Annotated in this window: 12 protein-coding genes; 7 read left to right on the top strand and 5 right to left on the bottom strand. The window is 62.9% G+C overall.

Annotated elements, in window-relative coordinates:
• Positions 1–24: 24 nt before the first annotated feature.
• Together DMX11_RS22120 and DMX11_RS22115 are read left to right on the top strand one after the other, a co-directional pair.
• Positions 25–381 carry a hypothetical protein gene (locus tag DMX11_RS22120; RefSeq protein ID WP_110746858.1) on the top strand — a complete coding sequence of 119 codons (357 nt, stop codon included), beginning with the start codon at positions 25–27 and terminating at the stop codon, positions 379–381.
• 67 nt (positions 382–448) lie between these two features.
• Positions 449–946: a GreA/GreB family elongation factor gene (locus tag DMX11_RS22115; protein WP_110746856.1), complete on the top strand. Its 498-nt coding sequence runs from the start codon at positions 449–451 to the stop codon at positions 944–946.
• Positions 947–976: 30 nt separating this feature from the next.
• On the opposite strand, the gene gdhA is transcribed toward DMX11_RS22115, so the two are convergent.
• From gdhA to DMX11_RS22100, 3 genes are all read right to left on the bottom strand, one after another.
• Positions 977–2,317 carry an NADP-specific glutamate dehydrogenase gene (gdhA, locus tag DMX11_RS22110; RefSeq protein ID WP_110746854.1) on the bottom strand — a complete coding sequence of 447 codons (1,341 nt, stop codon included), beginning with the start codon at positions 2,315–2,317 and terminating at the stop codon, positions 977–979.
• Positions 2,318–2,538: 221 nt separating this feature from the next.
• Positions 2,539–4,206 carry an energy-dependent translational throttle protein EttA gene (gene ettA, locus DMX11_RS22105; RefSeq protein ID WP_110746852.1) on the bottom strand — a complete coding sequence of 556 codons (1,668 nt, stop codon included), beginning with the start codon at positions 4,204–4,206 and terminating at the stop codon, positions 2,539–2,541.
• A 238-nt stretch (positions 4,207–4,444) separates the two neighbouring features.
• Positions 4,445–4,861: a hypothetical protein gene (locus tag DMX11_RS22100; protein WP_110746850.1), complete on the bottom strand. Its 417-nt coding sequence runs from the start codon at positions 4,859–4,861 to the stop codon at positions 4,445–4,447.
• 248 nt (positions 4,862–5,109) lie between these two features.
• Between DMX11_RS22100 and DMX11_RS22095 the strand changes: the two genes are divergently transcribed.
• The 3 genes from DMX11_RS22095 to DMX11_RS22085 all read left to right on the top strand — a co-directional run bounded on the left by DMX11_RS22095 (position 5,110) and on the right by DMX11_RS22085 (position 11,520).
• A complete protein-coding gene (locus DMX11_RS22095; protein ID WP_110746848.1) occupies positions 5,110–8,940 on the top strand; it encodes a bifunctional diguanylate cyclase/phosphodiesterase in 3,831 nt (1,276 codons plus the stop codon).
• Positions 8,941–9,191: 251 nt separating this feature from the next.
• Positions 9,192–10,445 carry a serine hydroxymethyltransferase gene (gene glyA / locus DMX11_RS22090; protein ID WP_003247505.1) on the top strand — a complete coding sequence of 418 codons (1,254 nt, stop codon included), beginning with the start codon at positions 9,192–9,194 and terminating at the stop codon, positions 10,443–10,445.
• Between the two features lie 121 nt (positions 10,446–10,566).
• The gene (locus DMX11_RS22085; RefSeq protein WP_110746846.1) at positions 10,567–11,520 is read left to right on the top strand and encodes an arsenic resistance protein; all 954 of its coding nucleotides are present in this window, start codon (positions 10,567–10,569) and stop codon (positions 11,518–11,520) included.
• A gap of 16 nt (positions 11,521–11,536) precedes the next feature.
• On the opposite strand, the gene DMX11_RS22080 is transcribed toward DMX11_RS22085, so the two are convergent.
• On the bottom strand, positions 11,537–12,421 hold the full coding sequence (locus tag DMX11_RS22080; RefSeq protein ID WP_177410779.1) for a homocysteine S-methyltransferase family protein: 885 nt from the start codon (positions 12,419–12,421) through the stop codon (positions 11,537–11,539).
• A gap of 118 nt (positions 12,422–12,539) precedes the next feature.
• Here DMX11_RS22080 and DMX11_RS22075 point away from each other — a divergent pair, with 118 nt between their 5' ends.
• Together DMX11_RS22075 and DMX11_RS22070 are read left to right on the top strand one after the other, a co-directional pair.
• Entirely contained in the window at positions 12,540–13,361 is an 822-nt protein-coding gene (locus DMX11_RS22075) for an ABC transporter substrate-binding protein (RefSeq protein ID WP_110746841.1), read from the top strand.
• Entirely contained in the window at positions 13,358–14,179 is an 822-nt protein-coding gene (locus DMX11_RS22070) for an amino acid ABC transporter permease (RefSeq protein WP_003247513.1), read from the top strand. The genes DMX11_RS22075 and DMX11_RS22070 overlap by 4 nt, the downstream gene beginning before the upstream one ends.
• A 105-nt stretch (positions 14,180–14,284) precedes the next feature.
• Here DMX11_RS22070 and DMX11_RS22065 read toward each other — a convergent pair whose 3' ends face one another.
• Positions 14,285–15,214 (bottom strand): malate dehydrogenase, encoded by a 930-nt coding sequence (locus DMX11_RS22065; RefSeq protein ID WP_110746838.1) that lies wholly within the window; start codon positions 15,212–15,214, stop codon positions 14,285–14,287.
• Positions 15,215–15,611 lie beyond the last annotated feature (397 nt).

Raw genomic sequence — 15,611 nt, 5'->3', positions numbered from 1 at the left:
CATCAACTGGAGGGCTTTGTGGCTATGTCGCGGTACTGGTTCGGCGTGTGCATTGCGGTGTTGCTGTCAGGTTGCGAAACCACCCACGAGCAGATGGTCAACAACGGTTACCCGCCTGCCTATGCGGATGGCTTCCAGGACGGCTGCAGCAGTGGCCGCCAGGCGGCCGGGCTGATGGTGGGCAACTTTCGCAAAAACGTACCGCGCTACCTGCACGAGCGCCAGTACGAAACCGGCTGGGACGATGGCTTCCGCCAGTGCCAGGCCATGCAGAACAGCGAAGAACAGCGCCAGTACCACGAGCGCTTCTGGGACCAGCGCGACCGCGACTGGGAACAGGAAAAGGACCGTGGCGCGGCCAAGGCTTATCGCCACAACTGAGTCGCAAACGGACATTCCTTTAAACCAGTGGCCTGCCATGATGGTCCCTTGCACAAGGAGGCCCTGCATGAGCCGAGCATTCGTCAACGAAGACCAGGCCGCCGCCCAGGCCGACCAACCGGTCGAGCGGCGCGTCAGTGACCAACCCAACTATGTGACGGCCAGCGGCCTGCGCCAGCTGCAAACCCGTGTGGCCGAGCTGAATGCCTTGCGCAGCGAACTGCAGGCGCAGGGCGAACGGGGTGACAAGCAACGGCTGGCCGATACCGAGCGGGATCTGCGCTACTTCAACGCGCGGGTGCAAAGCGCTCAAGTGGTACCGGCAGCGACTTCGCATAGCAAGGTACAGATTGGTAGCCGGGTGCGGTTTGCCGATGCCCATGACCAGGAGCAGGTGGTGCGGCTGGTGGGCGAGGATGAGGCGGATGCCGGGCAGGGGTTGATCAACTGGGGTTCGCCATTGGGGCGGGCGTTGCTTGGGGCCGCGCCGGGGGATGAGGTGCTCTGGCGGCGACCGCTAGGCGAACAGGTGATAGAGGTGGTTGAGATTTTGGGTGAGGGTTGAGGGCCGCAAAGCGGCCCTCAAGGTCTAAAATCAGACCACGCCCTGAGCCAGCATCGCGTCAGCCACTTTCACGAAGCCAGCGATGTTCGCACCCTTGACGTAGTTGACGCGGCCATCGGCCTCTTCACCGTAGTGCACGCAGGCATGGTGAATCGACTGCATGATGTTGTGCAGCTTGCTGTCCACTTCACCGGCAGTCCACAGCAGGCGCATGGCGTTCTGCGACATCTCCAGGCCCGATACGGCCACGCCACCAGCGTTGGAGGCTTTACCCGGCGCGTACAGGATGCCGGCGTCCAGGAAGATGTCCACGGCTTCCAGGGTAGTCGGCATGTTGGCGCCTTCGGCCACGCAGATGCAGCCGTTACGCAGCAAGGTGCGGGCGTCTTCGGCGCCCAACTCGTTCTGCGTGGCGCAAGGCAGTGCGATATCGCACGGCAAGCTCCACGGAGTCTGGCCCTTGCGGAACTCCAGGCCGAACTGCTCGGCCAGCTCGCTGATACGCCCACGCTTGACGTTCTTCAGCTCCATCAGCGCGTCCCACTGGGCGTCGGTCAAGCCAGCTTCGGCGTACAGGGTGCCTTCGGAATCGGACAGCGAGATCACCTTGCCCCCCAGGTCCATGACCTTGCGCGCCGCATACTGGGCAACGTTGCCCGAGCCCGACACCGCCACACGGCGGCCATCGATACGCTTGTCATGGCGCTTGAGCATTTCTTCGGCGAAGTACACGCAGCCGTAACCGGTTGCTTCCGGGCGGATCAGGCTGCCACCGTAGGTCATGCCCTTGCCGGTCAGTACCGAAGTGAACTGGTTGGCCAGGCGCTTGTACTGGCCGAACATGAAGCCGATTTCGCGCGCACCCACGCCAATGTCACCGGCCGGCACGTCGCAGTCGGCGCCGATATGGCGGTACAGCTCGCTCATGAACGCCTGGCAGAAGCGCATCACTTCGGCGTCGCTCTTGCCTTTCGGGTCGAAGTCCGAGCCGCCTTTGCCGCCGCCCATGGGCAGCGAAGTCAGGGAGTTCTTGAACACCTGCTCGAAGGCCAGGAACTTCAGCACGCTGAGGTTCACCGACGGATGGAAGCGCAGGCCGCCCTTGTAGGGGCCAATGGCGCTGTTCATCTGGATGCGGTACCCGCGGTTGACCTGCACCTTGCCCTGGTCATCGACCCAGGACACACGGAACAGCAGCGCGCGCTCTGGCTCGACCATGCGTTCGAGAATGCCGGACTGCAGGTAACGAGGGTTGGCTTCAAGGAATGGCCACAGGGTACGCAACACCTCTTCCACCGCCTGGTGGAATTCGGGTTGGCCTGGATCGCGCTGTTGCAGACGCGCAAGGAAATGGTCGACAGATTCGATCATGGTAGACATCTCACCGAAGGGTTTGGACTTATTGGTTTTTTCGGGAATGTACCAAGAAGCAATCGCACTGGAATAGGGCGAGATGTCGTTTTTTTGAAATTATTTGGTGCGTTTTATATAAGTGTATACAAATACAGCGCCTGATCCTTAGGGTTTATGGGTTAGCCAAGCACAAAAATGGGGCCGCATAGGGCCCCATTCTTGTGCATCACAAAGCCAGCTTACTGGGCCAGCTTCTTGTGCCGTACCCGGTGCGGCTGGGCAGCAGCATCGCCCAGGCGCTTCTTGCGGTCGGCCTCGTATTCGGTGTAGTTGCCTTCGAAGAACACCACGTTGGAGTCGTCTTCGTACGCCAGGATGTGGGTCGCTACACGGTCCAGGAACCAACGGTCGTGGGAAATCACGATCGCGGCGCCCGGGAAGTCCAGCAAGGCTTCTTCCAGCGAACGCAGGGTTTCGACGTCGAGGTCGTTGGACGGTTCGTCGAGCAGCAGGACGTTACCGCCCTCCTTCAGGGTCAGGGCCAGGTGCAGGCGGCCACGCTCACCACCGGACAGGTCCTTGACGAACTTCTGCTGGTCACCACCCTTGAAGTTGAAACGGCCAACGTAGGTACGCGACGGGATCTCATAGTTGCCGATGCGGATCATGTCGGAACCGTCGGAAACCTGCTGGAACACGGTCTTGCCACCGTCCAGGTCCTCGCGACTCTGGTCGACGCAGGCCAGTTGCACGGTTTCACCGATCTCGATGCTGCCCGAATCCGGCTGCTCCTTGCCCATCAGCATGCGGAACAGGGTCGACTTACCGGCACCGTTACCGCCGATCACGCCTACGATGGCGCCTTTCGGCATGGCGAACGACAGGTTGTCGATCAGCACGCGGTCACCGTAGCCCTTGGTGACGTTCTTGAACTCGATGACCTTGTCGCCCAGGCGCGGACCGGCCGGGATGTAGATCTCGTTGGTTTCGCTGCGTTTCTGGAATTCCTGCGACTGCATTTCTTCAAAGCGCTGCAGACGGGCCTTGGATTTGGACTGGCGGGCCTTGGCGCCTTTGCGCACCCACTCCAGCTCCTCTTTCATGGCCTTTTCGTGGGCGCTCTGCTGCTTGGATTCCTGCGCCAGACGGTCCGACTTGGCTTCCAGCCAGCCCGAGTAGTTGCCTTCGTACGGGATGCCGGCGCCGCGGTCCAGTTCCAGGATCCAGCCAGCGACGTTGTCGAGGAAGTAACGGTCGTGGGTAATCGCTACCACGGTGCCCGGGAAGTCGTGCAGGAAGCGCTCCAGCCAGGCCACCGAGTCGGCGTCCAGGTGGTTGGTCGGTTCGTCGAGCAGCAGCATGTCGGGGGCCGACAGCAGCAGGCGGCACAGGGCCACACGGCGCTTCTCACCACCAGACAGGTGTTCGATGCGTGCATCCCAGGCCGGCAGGCGCAGGGCGTCGGCGGCCACGTCCAGCTGGCGTTCCAGGTTGTGACCGTCGGCGGCCTGCAGGATGGCTTCCAGCTTGGCCTGTTCGGCGGCCAGCTTGTCGAAGTCGGCATCCGGTTCGGCGTAGGCCGCGTACACCTCGTCCAGGCGGGCTTGGGCGTCCTTGATGACGCTGACCGCTTCCTCGACCACTTCACGGACCGACTTGGTCGGGTCCAGTTGCGGTTCCTGTGGCAGGTAGCCAACGTTGATGTCGGGCATCGGACGGGCTTCGCCGTCGAATTCCTTGTCGACGCCCGCCATGATCCGCAGCAGGGTCGATTTACCCGCGCCGTTCAGGCCGAGCACGCCAATCTTGGCGCCCGGGAAGAACGACAGGGAAATGTTCTTGAGAATTTCCCGCTTCGGCGGCACGACCTTGCTCAGCCGATGCATGGTGTAGACGTATTGAGCCAAAACCAAGCCCTCTAATCAGATAGGTAAAGACATCGACGATCGCCCCGGCAGCGGGGCCAGGTGGATGTGTGTTCGAGTGCCATTGGACAAAGACGACCATTCTACGCCAACGCACGGCGTTGCATAGGAGGGGTCGAGAGTGGGGTGGGACCGGTGCTGTCCCTTGGGGATTTTGTTGCCTGCGCCGGCCTCTTCGCGGCTTTAGCCGCGAAAGGGCTGGCACAGCAGCCGAAATGGCTCAGACGTGGCGCTGTTTGGCCTTGCCCCGCGGCAACCGGCAACGGTCGCCCTGCCCGGCCAGGCGCGCGGCCCAGGCGGACTTCACGCTGAAGCCGCCGCTGCGGGCAGGCTGCTGCTCGGCCACCGGCGCCGGCCTGGCGGCCATAGGCGCCGTACTGACAACTTTGCCAGCCGGCTTGCCAGCAGCCACTGCCTCAGCCACGGCAACGACCGGCTCTGCTGCCGCCTTGGCGGTCTTGCGCAGTTCAGCCAGCGATGGGGCCTTGGGTTTGGCGGTAGCAGCCGCCTCGGGTTTGCTCAGCGAACGCTGGCAAGACTTGCAGGATACGTCCTCGGTCACGGCAGTGCTGACAAGGGTCTGACTGCTGCGCCCACAGGCGGAATCGAGGCCATTGGAGGAAAAGTGAGTAACCAAAAGCGAACATCTCCGATGCGTTGTCATGTATAGCGGGCGCTATTCTCGCACAGCTTGCAGGGGCTTGCCGAACCACCCGGCAGGCACCATCGGTCAACATGGCTGGCACTTTGCCATAATCCTAGGCATGCTAGCCGGTTTCGGGTGTCCGGCCTTATAGTGCGCCACCGCGGTGCGGCAGGCAGACAACGGCACACACCCTGCATGCTCCGTCCCTGCCATCGCCAGCCCAATCGCAGGATCAACGCTTGACCAATCTTACTCATCCGTCGCCACTGCGTTCCGCGCCACAAGCGCCCGCCTCTACCTTGCGCGGGTCGATCAAGGGTGCGCTGGCGATGCTGGCCCTGATCCTGCTGGGCCTGCTGCTGTGGCAGCTGCTCGCCCAGTTCAACCACACCCAGGCCGACCTGCGTCGACAAAGCCTGGACGCGACCGCGGAGCTGGCTGACCACCTGAGCCTGAACATGGCGTTCAAGGCCCAGCAAGCGGTAAATGTGGTGCAGCCCTACGTCAATGCGCCGACGCCGGCCGCCCTGCCCAGCCTGCTGGTTACCCTGCGCGAGCGGCTGCCCGCCCTGCAAAGCCTGGCCTGGCTGAATAGCAGCGGGCAACTGCGCGCCGACAGCCTGGCAAACAGCCCCGACCGCCAGTTGCTTGACGATTTGCTCACGCTGAACCAGGGCCGTGCGTACTTCTTTACCAATTCAGCCGACAACCGCACCCTGTACCTGCTGCTGCGCCAGGCCGCTGAACAGGACCGCGGCTACTGGTTGCTGCGCCTGTCACCCGACTACTACCGCGAACTCACCACCCACCTGGACGGCGACGGGCACCCGCTGTGGTTGCTGGAAAACAGCCGCAGCGGCGAGGTGCTGCAGCACCACGCGCCAACCGATACCAGCAACGAACCACTGCAAAGCGTGCTGCTGGCCTTTATCGACAACAGCACCTGGCAGCTGCGCGGCCTGTTCGATGCGAAGCTGGCCCAGCAAAAGCTGCTGCCGGCGCTGATCGGCAAATGCATGCTGGTGCTGTTCTGCGCCTTGCTGCCGGTGCTGGCGCTGATCAACATGCGCCGCCGCCAGCGCGCGTTGCAGGAAGACCGCCGGCGCTACCAGGAAATCTTCGAAGGCACTGGCGTGGCCCTGTGCGTGCTCGACCTTTCCAGCCTGCCCGGCCAACTCGACCGTTACCACCTGCGCAACCGCGCCGCGCTCAAGCAGAGCCTAGCGCTGGACACCAACCTGCGCCGCTCGCTGCTGCTGGAGCTGAAGATCACCGAGGTCAACCAGGTGGCGCGCCAACTGCTCAACATCGACAGCCATGAAGGTGCCTGGCATCGGCTTATCGACGGCACTGGCGACGGCCGCGAAAGCATCGGCATGCAACTGATCGACGCCCTGATCGAGCAACGCCAGCTGCTGGAGCTGGAAGTACGCCTGCCGGCGCCACTGGGCGGCGAGCTGCACCTGTGGCTGATGGCACGCCTGCCGCAGCAGCGACGTGACTACCAGGCGGTGATCCTCAGCATCAGCGACATCACCAGCCGCAAGCAGGTAGAGCTATCCCTGCTGGAGCGCGAAAGCTTCTGGTCGGACGTGGTCCGCACCGTCCCCGACCAGTTGTACGTGCAGGACGTGCTGAGCCAGCGGATGATCTTCAGCAACCGCCACCTCGGCCAGACCCTGGGCTACGACCGTACCGAACTGGCACAAATGGGCGACCGCTTCTGGGAGCTGCTGCTGCACCCTGAAGATGCCGCGCACTACCAGGCCCTGCGCCAGCAACAGCGCGACGAAGGCCATGACCAACCGCTGCACTGCCAACTGCGTTTCCGCCACCATGATGGCGGCTGGCGCTGCTACGACATCCGCGAGCAGGTGCTGACCCGCGACGCCGAGGGCCTGGTTACACGCATCATCGGGGTGGGCAAGGATGTGACGGTGCAGATCGAGGCCAGCCAGTCCCTGCGCGACAGCGAGCAGCGCTACCGCATGCTCGCCGAAAGCATCAGCGACGTGATCTTCTCTACCGACAGCCTGCTCAAGCTCAACTATGTCAGCCCGTCGGTGCAGAGCGTGCTGGGCTACCAGGCAGACTGGATCTTCGCTAACGGCTGGCAGTCGATCATCGCCAACCCGGCCCAGCTCACCGGCATCTACAGCCTGATGGAGCGGGTCAGCAACGCGATGAGCGATCCGGCCCAACTGGCGCAACTGCGCAGCCAGTTGCCCACCCAGCTGTTCCTGTTCGACTGCCTGCGCGCCGATGGGCGCAAGATCCCGATCGAGCTGCGCCTGGTGCTGGTGTGGGACGACGACCAACGGTTTGAAGGCGTGCTCGGGGTGGGCCGTGACATCAGCCAGCAACGCCGCGCGGAAAAAGACCTGCGCATGGCCGCGACGGTATTCGAGCACTCCACCTCGGCGATTCTCATCACCGACCCGGCCGGCTATATCGTCCAGGCCAACGAGGCGTTCAGCCGCGTCAGTGGCTATGCCGTCAGCGACGTCCTCGACCAGTTGCCGGGCATGCTCACCGTCGATGAACAGCAGGAGAGCCACCTGCGCTATGTGGTCAAGCAACTGCACCAACGTGGCAGCTGGGAGGGCGAAGTGTGGCTGAAGCGCCGTGACGGCGACCACTACCCGGCCTGGGTCGGTATTACCGCGGTACTGGACGACGAAGGCGACTTGGCCAGCTACGTGTGCTTCTTCACCGACATCAGTGAACGCAAGGCCAGCGAACAGCGCATTCACCGCCTGGCCTACTACGACGCCCTCACCCACCTGCCTAACCGCACGCTGTTCCAGGACCGCCTGTACAACGCCCTGCAGCAGGCGGAACGGCAGAAGGCCTGGGTGGTGCTGATGTTCCTCGACCTCGACCGCTTCAAGCCGATCAACGACTCCCTTGGGCATGCCGCCGGCGACCGCATGCTCAAGGACATGGCCCTGCGCCTGCTGGCCTGCGTGGACGATGACGAAACCGTGGCGCGCATGGGCGGTGACGAGTTCACCTTGCTGCTGCAACCACGCCCCACCCGCGAAATGGCCTTGAACCGCGCCATTCATGTGGCCGAAAACATCCTTGGCAGCCTGGTGCGGCCGTTCGTGCTGGAAAACCGCGAGTTCTTCGTCACCGCCAGTATCGGCATTGCCCTGAGCCCGCAGGATGGCAGCGAGCTGAGCCAGCTGATGAAGAACGCCGACACCGCCATGTATCACGCCAAGGAGCGCGGCAAGAACAACTTCCAGTTCTACCAGGCCGAGATGAACGCCAGTGCCCTGGAGCGCCTGGAACTGGAAAGCGACCTGCGCCACGCCATGGAGCAGAACGAGTTCATTCTCTACTACCAGCCGCAGTTCAGCGGCGACGGCAAGCGCCTGACCGGTGCCGAAGCGTTGCTGCGCTGGCGCCACCCGACCCGCGGCCTGGTGCCGCCGGGCGATTTCATCCCGGTGATCGAAGAGCTGGGCCTGGTGGTAGAAGTCGGCGACTGGGTGCTGCGCGAGGCCAGCCGCCAGCTCAAGGCCTGGCACAAGGCCAAGGTGCGGGTACCGAAGGTATCGGTGAATATCTCGGCGCGGCAGTTCTCCGACGGCCAGCTGGGTACACGGATTGCCACCATCCTTGAAGAAAGCGGCTTGCCACCCGCGTGCCTGGAGCTGGAGCTCACCGAAAGTATCCTGATGCGCGAGGTGAACGAGGCGCTGCAAATTCTGGCCAGCCTGAAAAACCTCGGGCTGAGCATTGCGGTCGATGACTTCGGCACTGGCTACTCGTCGCTCAACTACCTCAAGCAGTTCCCCATCGACGTGCTGAAGATCGACCGTACCTTCGTCGACGGCCTGCCCGAAGGCGAACAGGACGCGCAGATTGCCCGGGCGATCATCGCCATGGCCCACAGCCTCAACCTGGCGGTGATCGCTGAAGGCGTCGAAACCCACGAGCAGCTGGAGTTTCTGCGTGAGCACGGTTGCGACGAGGTACAGGGCTACCTGTTCGGGCGACCGATGCCGGCGCATCAGTTCGAGGCGCAATTCTCCAACGAGACCTTGTTCATGTTCCATTGACCCCGCACTCTGCCTGCTTGCAAGGTCCCCTTAGTCGCGGGTGAACCCGCGCCTGCACATACGCTGCTGCGGCTGAATTGCGCCTGAAAAAACGGACCTTCGAGTCAACTCCTGCCCCCGCCCAGCCCAGACACGGCGCGGGATGCAACATGAAGCCCATTGGTCCGCGACTTGACGCCACTTCATATGCCAGCCGCGAATCAATCGGTTAGAATGCCCGCCTAACTCACCCCCGATCCTTGAGGACCGCCATGTTCAGCCGTGATTTGACCATTGCCAAGTACGACGCCGAGCTCTTCGAAGCCATGCAGCAAGAAGCCCTGCGCCAGGAAGAGCATATCGAGCTGATCGCTTCGGAAAACTACACCAGCCCGGCAGTCATGGAAGCCCAAGGCTCGGTGCTGACCAACAAGTACGCCGAAGGTTATCCGGGCAAGCGCTACTACGGTGGTTGCGAGTACGTCGACGTCGTCGAGCAACTGGCCATCGACCGCGCCAAGGAGCTGTTCGGCGCCGACTACGCCAACGTCCAGCCGCACGCTGGCTCCCAGGCCAACGCCGCCGTCTACCTGGCCCTGCTGTCGGCCGGTGACACCATTCTGGGCATGAGCCTGGCCCACGGCGGCCACCTGACCCACGGTGCTTCGGTCAGCTCCTCGGGCAAGCTGTACAACGCCATCCAGTACGGCATCGACGGCAACGGCCTGATCGACTACGACGAAGTCGAGCGCCTGGCGGTAGAGCACAAGCCGAAGATGATCGTTGCCGGCTTCTCGGCCTACTCGCAGGTGCTGGACTTCGCCCGCTTCCGCGCCATCGCCGACAAGGTCGGTGCCTACCTGTTCGTCGACATGGCCCACGTTGCCGGCCTGGTTGCCGCTGGCGTCTACCCGAACCCGGTGCCGTTCGCCGACGTGGTCACCACCACCACCCACAAGACCCTGCGCGGCCCGCGCGGCGGCCTGATCCTGGCCCGTGCCAACGCCGACATCGAGAAGAAGCTGAACTCCGCTGTCTTCCCAGGCGCCCAGGGCGGCCCGCTGGAGCACGTCATCGCCGCCAAGGCCATCTGCTTCAAGGAAGCCCTGCAGCCTGAGTTCAAGGCTTACCAGCAGCAGGTCGTGAAAAACGCCCAGGCCATGGCCAGCGTGTTCATCGAGCGTGGTTTCGACGTGGTTTCCGGCGGTACCCAGAACCACCTGTTCCTGCTGTCGCTGATCAAGCAGGAAATCTCCGGTAAGGACGCTGACGCCGCACTGGGCAAAGCCTTCATCACCGTGAACAAGAACTCGGTACCGAACGACCCACGTTCGCCGTTCGTCACCTCGGGCCTGCGTTTCGGCACCCCAGCCGTGACCACCCGTGGTTTCAAGGAAGCCGAATGCAAGGAACTGGCCGGCTGGATCTGCGACATCCTGGCAGACCTGAACAACGAAGCGGTGATCGACGCCGTCCGTGAGAAGGTCAAGGCCATCTGCAAGAAGCTGCCGGTTTACGGCAACTGATTGGCGCTTGCCTGAAGTGAAAAAGCCCGGCCCAGTGCCGGGCTTTTTCGTTCTATAAAGACGCACCGCTACCGGCACAAAGACTGCGCCCCCAATACCTCCAATTTGCACAGGCCGCACCTTGACCAGAGAGCAACTCGAAACCCGGCAGATCCCCATCTACTTCGCCGCCGTACTGGCCGCTATCGTCTTCGGCCTGCTGGCCAGCGACACTGCGCGCCATCTTGAAGCCCTGATCACCCCGGCCATCGCCGTGCTGATGTACGCGATGTTCCTGCAAATACCCTTCCTCGACCTGCGCCAGGGCCTGGGTAACCGCCGCTTCATCACTGCCCTGCTACTGGCCAATTTCCTGCTCGTTCCGCTGCTTGTCTGGGCCATCACCCGCGGGCTGGTGGAACACCCGGCGATCCTCATCGGTACCTTGCTGGTGCTGCTCACGCCCTGCATCGACTACGTGGTGGTGTTCACCCACATTGGCAAAGGCGACTCACGCCTGACCTTGGCCGCAACCCCCCTGTTATTGCTGGCGCAACTGGTGCTGCTGCCGGTGTACCTAGCCCTGATGCTGGGTGGCAGCAGCCAGGTGACAATCTCCATCACCCCGTTCGTGGAAGCCTTCGTGCTGTTGATCGTGTTGCCGATGGCCCTCGCGGTGCTCACCAGCGCCGGTGCCCGGCGCTCGCGCGCAGTCGCGACCTGGAACGACGCCTGGGCGTGGTTGCCGGTGCCGGCGATGGCCTTGGTGCTGATGGTGGTGATCGCTTCGCAGATTGTCGTGGTGCTGCGTGATTTCGACCGTTTGCTGCCGGTGGTTCCGGTATACATCGGCTTCATGCTGCTGGCGCCGGTACTCGGCTTCGCCTCGGCACGGCTGCTGCGCCTGCCGGCCACCAAGGCACGCTCGGTAACCTTCAGCGCAGCCACGCGTAACTCGCTGGTGGTGCTGCCGCTGGCGCTGGCGTTGCCAGAAGAGATGCGCGGGTTGGCGGCAGCCGCGGTGATCACACAAACCTTGGTAGAGCTGGTGAGTGAACTGATTTACGTGCGGGCGATACCACGGCTTGTACGTTGACCCATCACGTGGGCGCTTAGGCCAGGTTGCGCTTCAGCTCGGCGATATGCTCCGGGCCGATGCCACAGCAACCGCCGACCATGCTGGCACCACGCGCACGCCAGTCCTTGGCCCATGCCAGGTAACCCGGCGGGTCGAGGTCTTCGCGCAGTTCGTCCAGGCCATCGTTGGCAGTGGCTTCTTTGGGCTGCGGCGGGAAGGCGTTGGCATAGGCACCGATGGCAATCTCGGCGTTGTGTCGTTCGATGACCGAGCGCGCGACATCAATGGCGGCGCCGATCACTTCCGGCTGGCTGCAGTTGAACAACACCGCAGCCGCCCCCAGGCTGACTGCGGCTTCGATGGCTTCGGCCACCGGTTCACCGGAACGCAGGCGCGGAACCTCGTCGACGTCCTCGTCCTGCAGGGTGAATGACACCCAGAACGGCCTGCCGTCTGCCGGCAAATGGCTATGAATGGCCCGCACTTCGGCCACGGAACTCTGGGTTTCGGCCAGCCACAGGTCAACATGCGGGGCCAGGCCCTGGAGCAGCGGGGTCAGCACCTCTGCCACACGCTCGGGCTGGAACAGGTCGGGGCGGTAGGACCCGAACAGCGGCGGCAGCGAACCGGCCACTCTGACCGGGTGCGCGCCGCTATCTGCCGCGTGCCGCGCAAGCTGGCCTGCGATATGCGCCAGCTGTCGCCCTTCGGCGGCAAAGCGTTCTTCACCGATGTGGAACGGCACTACCGCATAGCTGTTGCTGGTGATGACCTGCGCACCCGCATCGATGAAGGCTGCATGCACGCCCACGACCGCCTCTGGCGCCTCGCTCAGCGCCAGCGCCGACCACTCGGGCTGGCGAAACGGTGCACCACTGCGTTGCAGCTCTCGGCCCATGCCACCGTCCAGAATTACCATCGTTCGCTCTGCCATATAACTTCTCTGAAGGTTCTTATAAATAAAATTCATTATGGGGATTGGGGTTATAACTATTAAATACCCTATCACCCATTTGCCCAACATATCAGGTATGTACATGCGATTTTCTTCTCTGCTGGGTGCGGGCCTTGTACTGCTCGCAACTGCCACCCAAGCCTTAGCTGGCGCCACGTTGGAGCGGGTTGAATCGCGCAAGGAAATGGTCAACGTACTGATGGAAAGCTACCCGCCGTTTTCCTTCCTCAATGACCACAACCAACTCGACGGTTACGACGTGGACGTGGCCAAGGCAGTGGCCGACAAGCTCGGCGTCAAACTGCGCCTGGAAACACCGTCCTGGGACGTAATTGCCGCGGGCCGCTGGAGCGGGCGCTACGACATCTGCATTTGCTCGATGACCCCGAGCAAGGCGCGCGCCGAGGTGTTCGACTTCCCCGTGGAGTACTACGCATCGCCCGCCGTGATCGTGGTCAATGCCTCGGATGAGCGCATCCATGGCGCCAAAGACCTGGAAGGCCGCAAGGTGGGTTCGATCAGTGCCTCGAGCTACGAAAGCTACCTGAACAAGAACCTGGTCATTGAAGGCAAGGAAGACCAGAAGATCGATTACCCGTTCGACTTCGTGCAGGCTGCGCCCTACGACACTGAAAACGTCGCCTTCCAGGACCTGGGCCTGGGCACTGGCGTGCGCCTGGACGCCATCATTACCAACCTGGTGACCGCGCAGCCGCGCCTGCAGCAAGACAAGCGCTTCAAGCTGGCCGGTGCGCCGCTGTATGAAGAGCCCAACGCGGTAGCCATCGAAAAAGGCGACCCGGAGTGGGATGCCAAGGTACGCCAGGTGTTCGCCGAGCTGAAGGCTGATGGCACCCTGGCCAAGCTGTCGCAGAAATGGATTGGCGCCGACATCAGCAAATGAGCACCTTCCCCCCCTCCCCCAAGCCTGTGGCGAAGCCTGCGGGCGCCGGCCTGTTCGGCTTTCGCACCCGGTTACTGCTGACCTGGCTGGCGCTGTTCGGGCTGTTTGTCGCCTTCTTCCTCAGCTTTGACCTGAAGTTCGCCATCATTCTGGAGAAGTTTCCCAACCTGGCCGGTTTCAAGCTGGGGCCCAACGGTTTTCTGCAAGGCGCCGCACTGACCCTGTTCCTGTGCCTGTGCTCGATGGTGGTATCCGTGCTGCTCGGCTTTGCCGCCGCGCTGGCACGGTTATCCAACAGCGCGGTGCTGGTGGGTGTGGCCAGCTTCTACACCTCGTTCTTCCGTGGCACGCCGCTGCTGATCCAGATTCTGCTGATCTACCTGGGGCTGCCGCAGGTGGGCCTGGTACCCGGCGCCATCAGCGCCGGCATCATTGCCTTGTCGCTGAACTACGGGGCCTACCTGAGCGAGATCTTCCGCGCCGGCATCCTCGGCGTGGCCCGTGGGCAACGTGAAGCAGCATTGGCGCTGGGCATGCGCACGCCGCAGATCTTCTGCCACATCATCCTGCCCCAGGCCATGCGGGTGATCATTCCGCCCACCGCCAACCAGTTCATTTCGATGCTCAAGGACTCGTCGCTGATTTCCGTGATGGGGGTTTGGGAGGTGATGTTTCTGGCGCAGTCGTATGGGCGTTCGAGCTATCGCTACCTGGAGATGCTGACCACCGCCGCCGTGATCTACTGGGTGCTGTCGATACTGCTGGAGCTGCTGCAGGCGCGGCTGGAGCGGCATTTTGGCAAGGCTTATCAGCGCTGAGGGCTGCGCACGGCCACTGCGAAATCATCTACCCAGGCACGACGCGCAGGAGCGCCACCAAGGGCGCTCCTGCATCTACCGCGTCAACTGAAGCCGCTTTGCCGCTCACAAAGCTTTCATCTCGGCGATATCCCGCGCCACCTGGTCTGCAGAGTGGTCGAACATCGCCTGTTCCTGCGCATCCAGCGGCAACTCGATCACCCGCGCAAGCCCCTTCTCTGCCAATACACAGGGCACACCCATGGCGATATCCGTTCGCCCATACTCGCCCTCGAGAATCGCCACCGCCGGCAAAATACGGTTCCGCCCATTGGCGATCGCATCGACCATCTGCGCAATGGCCACGCCCGGTGCATCGCAGGCGCTCCCCATCTTCTTCAACCCCAGAATTTCACCGCCGCCCTTACGGGTGCGCTCGACAATCTGCTCGATCTGCTCATCGGACAAAAAGTGCGACAGCGGCACCGAGCCGATCTGGCAGTAGCGCATCAGCGGCACCATGCTGTCGCCATGCCCGCCCAGCACCAGCGCCGTGATATCCCGTGCAGAAAACCCGGTTTGCTCGGCGATGAAGCACTTCATGCGCGCGGTATCCAGCACCCCCGCCTGCCCGAACACCTTGTCGCGCCCTAGCCCGCTGACGCGCCAGGCGCGGTAGGTGAGCACATCGACCGGGTTGGACACCACCAGCACCGTCGCAGTCGGCGCGTGGTGCTTGATATCCGCCATGATGCTGTCGAGGATTGGCAGGTTGGTACTCAATACATCCTGGCGCGACTGACCGGGCTTGCGCGGCACGCCCGCCGTGATCACCACCAGCTCGGAACCCTCCAGCATCTCGGCTTTGGCCCCGCCGTGAACATGGGTATCGGAACCTGAATCCACAGCCGCCTGCCAAACGTCCAGCGCCTTGCCCTGCGCCAGTTCACCCTGCACGTCCATCAACACCAGCTCACGGCACAACTCATCCCGGGCGATGATCTGCGCCGCCGCCTCGCCGACCAGGCCGGCACCCACAATCGTTAATTTGTTCACCAGACACCTCCCAGCGGCGCGCGCCACCAGGAACACGCCTGCGTATAGAGAGAAGTATTGCCTGCCGGGGCTAAATGGCCACCCAAGACGATGCGACTACCTTCACTTGACAGTATTCCATGGCAGCGCAAATACTTTGGCTGGATTCATATAGATGACCATACAATAAGGTGAATCAATCAATGAACATGCTGCCCAAGCGCCCCGTCGCCACACCACCGCCCACCGGCCCCAGCGCCACGCCTCCCTGCTGCCCATCTTCGGTTACCAGGCGCCCGCCTGTGAGCGGCAGCTAGCGCAACGCCGCGTTCCCTTCCTCGCAACCGTAGCAGCCACAACGGCAGCCACCTGGGCATGCCCCGTGGAAACGCCCGTCACGCCTTCAAACCCTGAGTGC

Origin of the sequence: Pseudomonas sp. LB-090624 (genome assembly GCF_003205205.1) — a bacterium.
GTDB lineage: Bacteria > Pseudomonadota > Gammaproteobacteria > Pseudomonadales > Pseudomonadaceae > Aquipseudomonas.
This window is presented reverse-complemented; position numbering and strand designations above follow the sequence as displayed.

Bases quoted from the DNA above. Each gene is read 5' to 3' on its own strand.
- DMX11_RS22120 (WP_110746858.1), top strand. From the start codon at position 25: ATGTCGCGGTACTGGTTCGGCGTGTGCATTGCGGTGTTGCTGTCAGGT.
- DMX11_RS22115 (WP_110746856.1), top strand. From the start codon at position 449: ATGAGCCGAGCATTCGTCAACGAAGACCAGGCCGCCGCCCAGGCCGAC.
- gdhA (WP_110746854.1), bottom strand. From the start codon at position 2,317: ATGATCGAATCTGTCGACCATTTCCTTGCGCGTCTGCAACAGCGCGAT.
- glyA (WP_003247505.1), top strand. From the start codon at position 9,192: ATGTTCAGCCGTGATTTGACCATTGCCAAGTACGACGCCGAGCTCTTC.
- DMX11_RS22080 (WP_177410779.1), bottom strand. From the start codon at position 12,421: ATGGTAATTCTGGACGGTGGCATGGGCCGAGAGCTGCAACGCAGTGGT.
- DMX11_RS22075 (WP_110746841.1), top strand. From the start codon at position 12,540: ATGCGATTTTCTTCTCTGCTGGGTGCGGGCCTTGTACTGCTCGCAACT.
- DMX11_RS22070 (WP_003247513.1), top strand. From the start codon at position 13,358: ATGAGCACCTTCCCCCCCTCCCCCAAGCCTGTGGCGAAGCCTGCGGGC.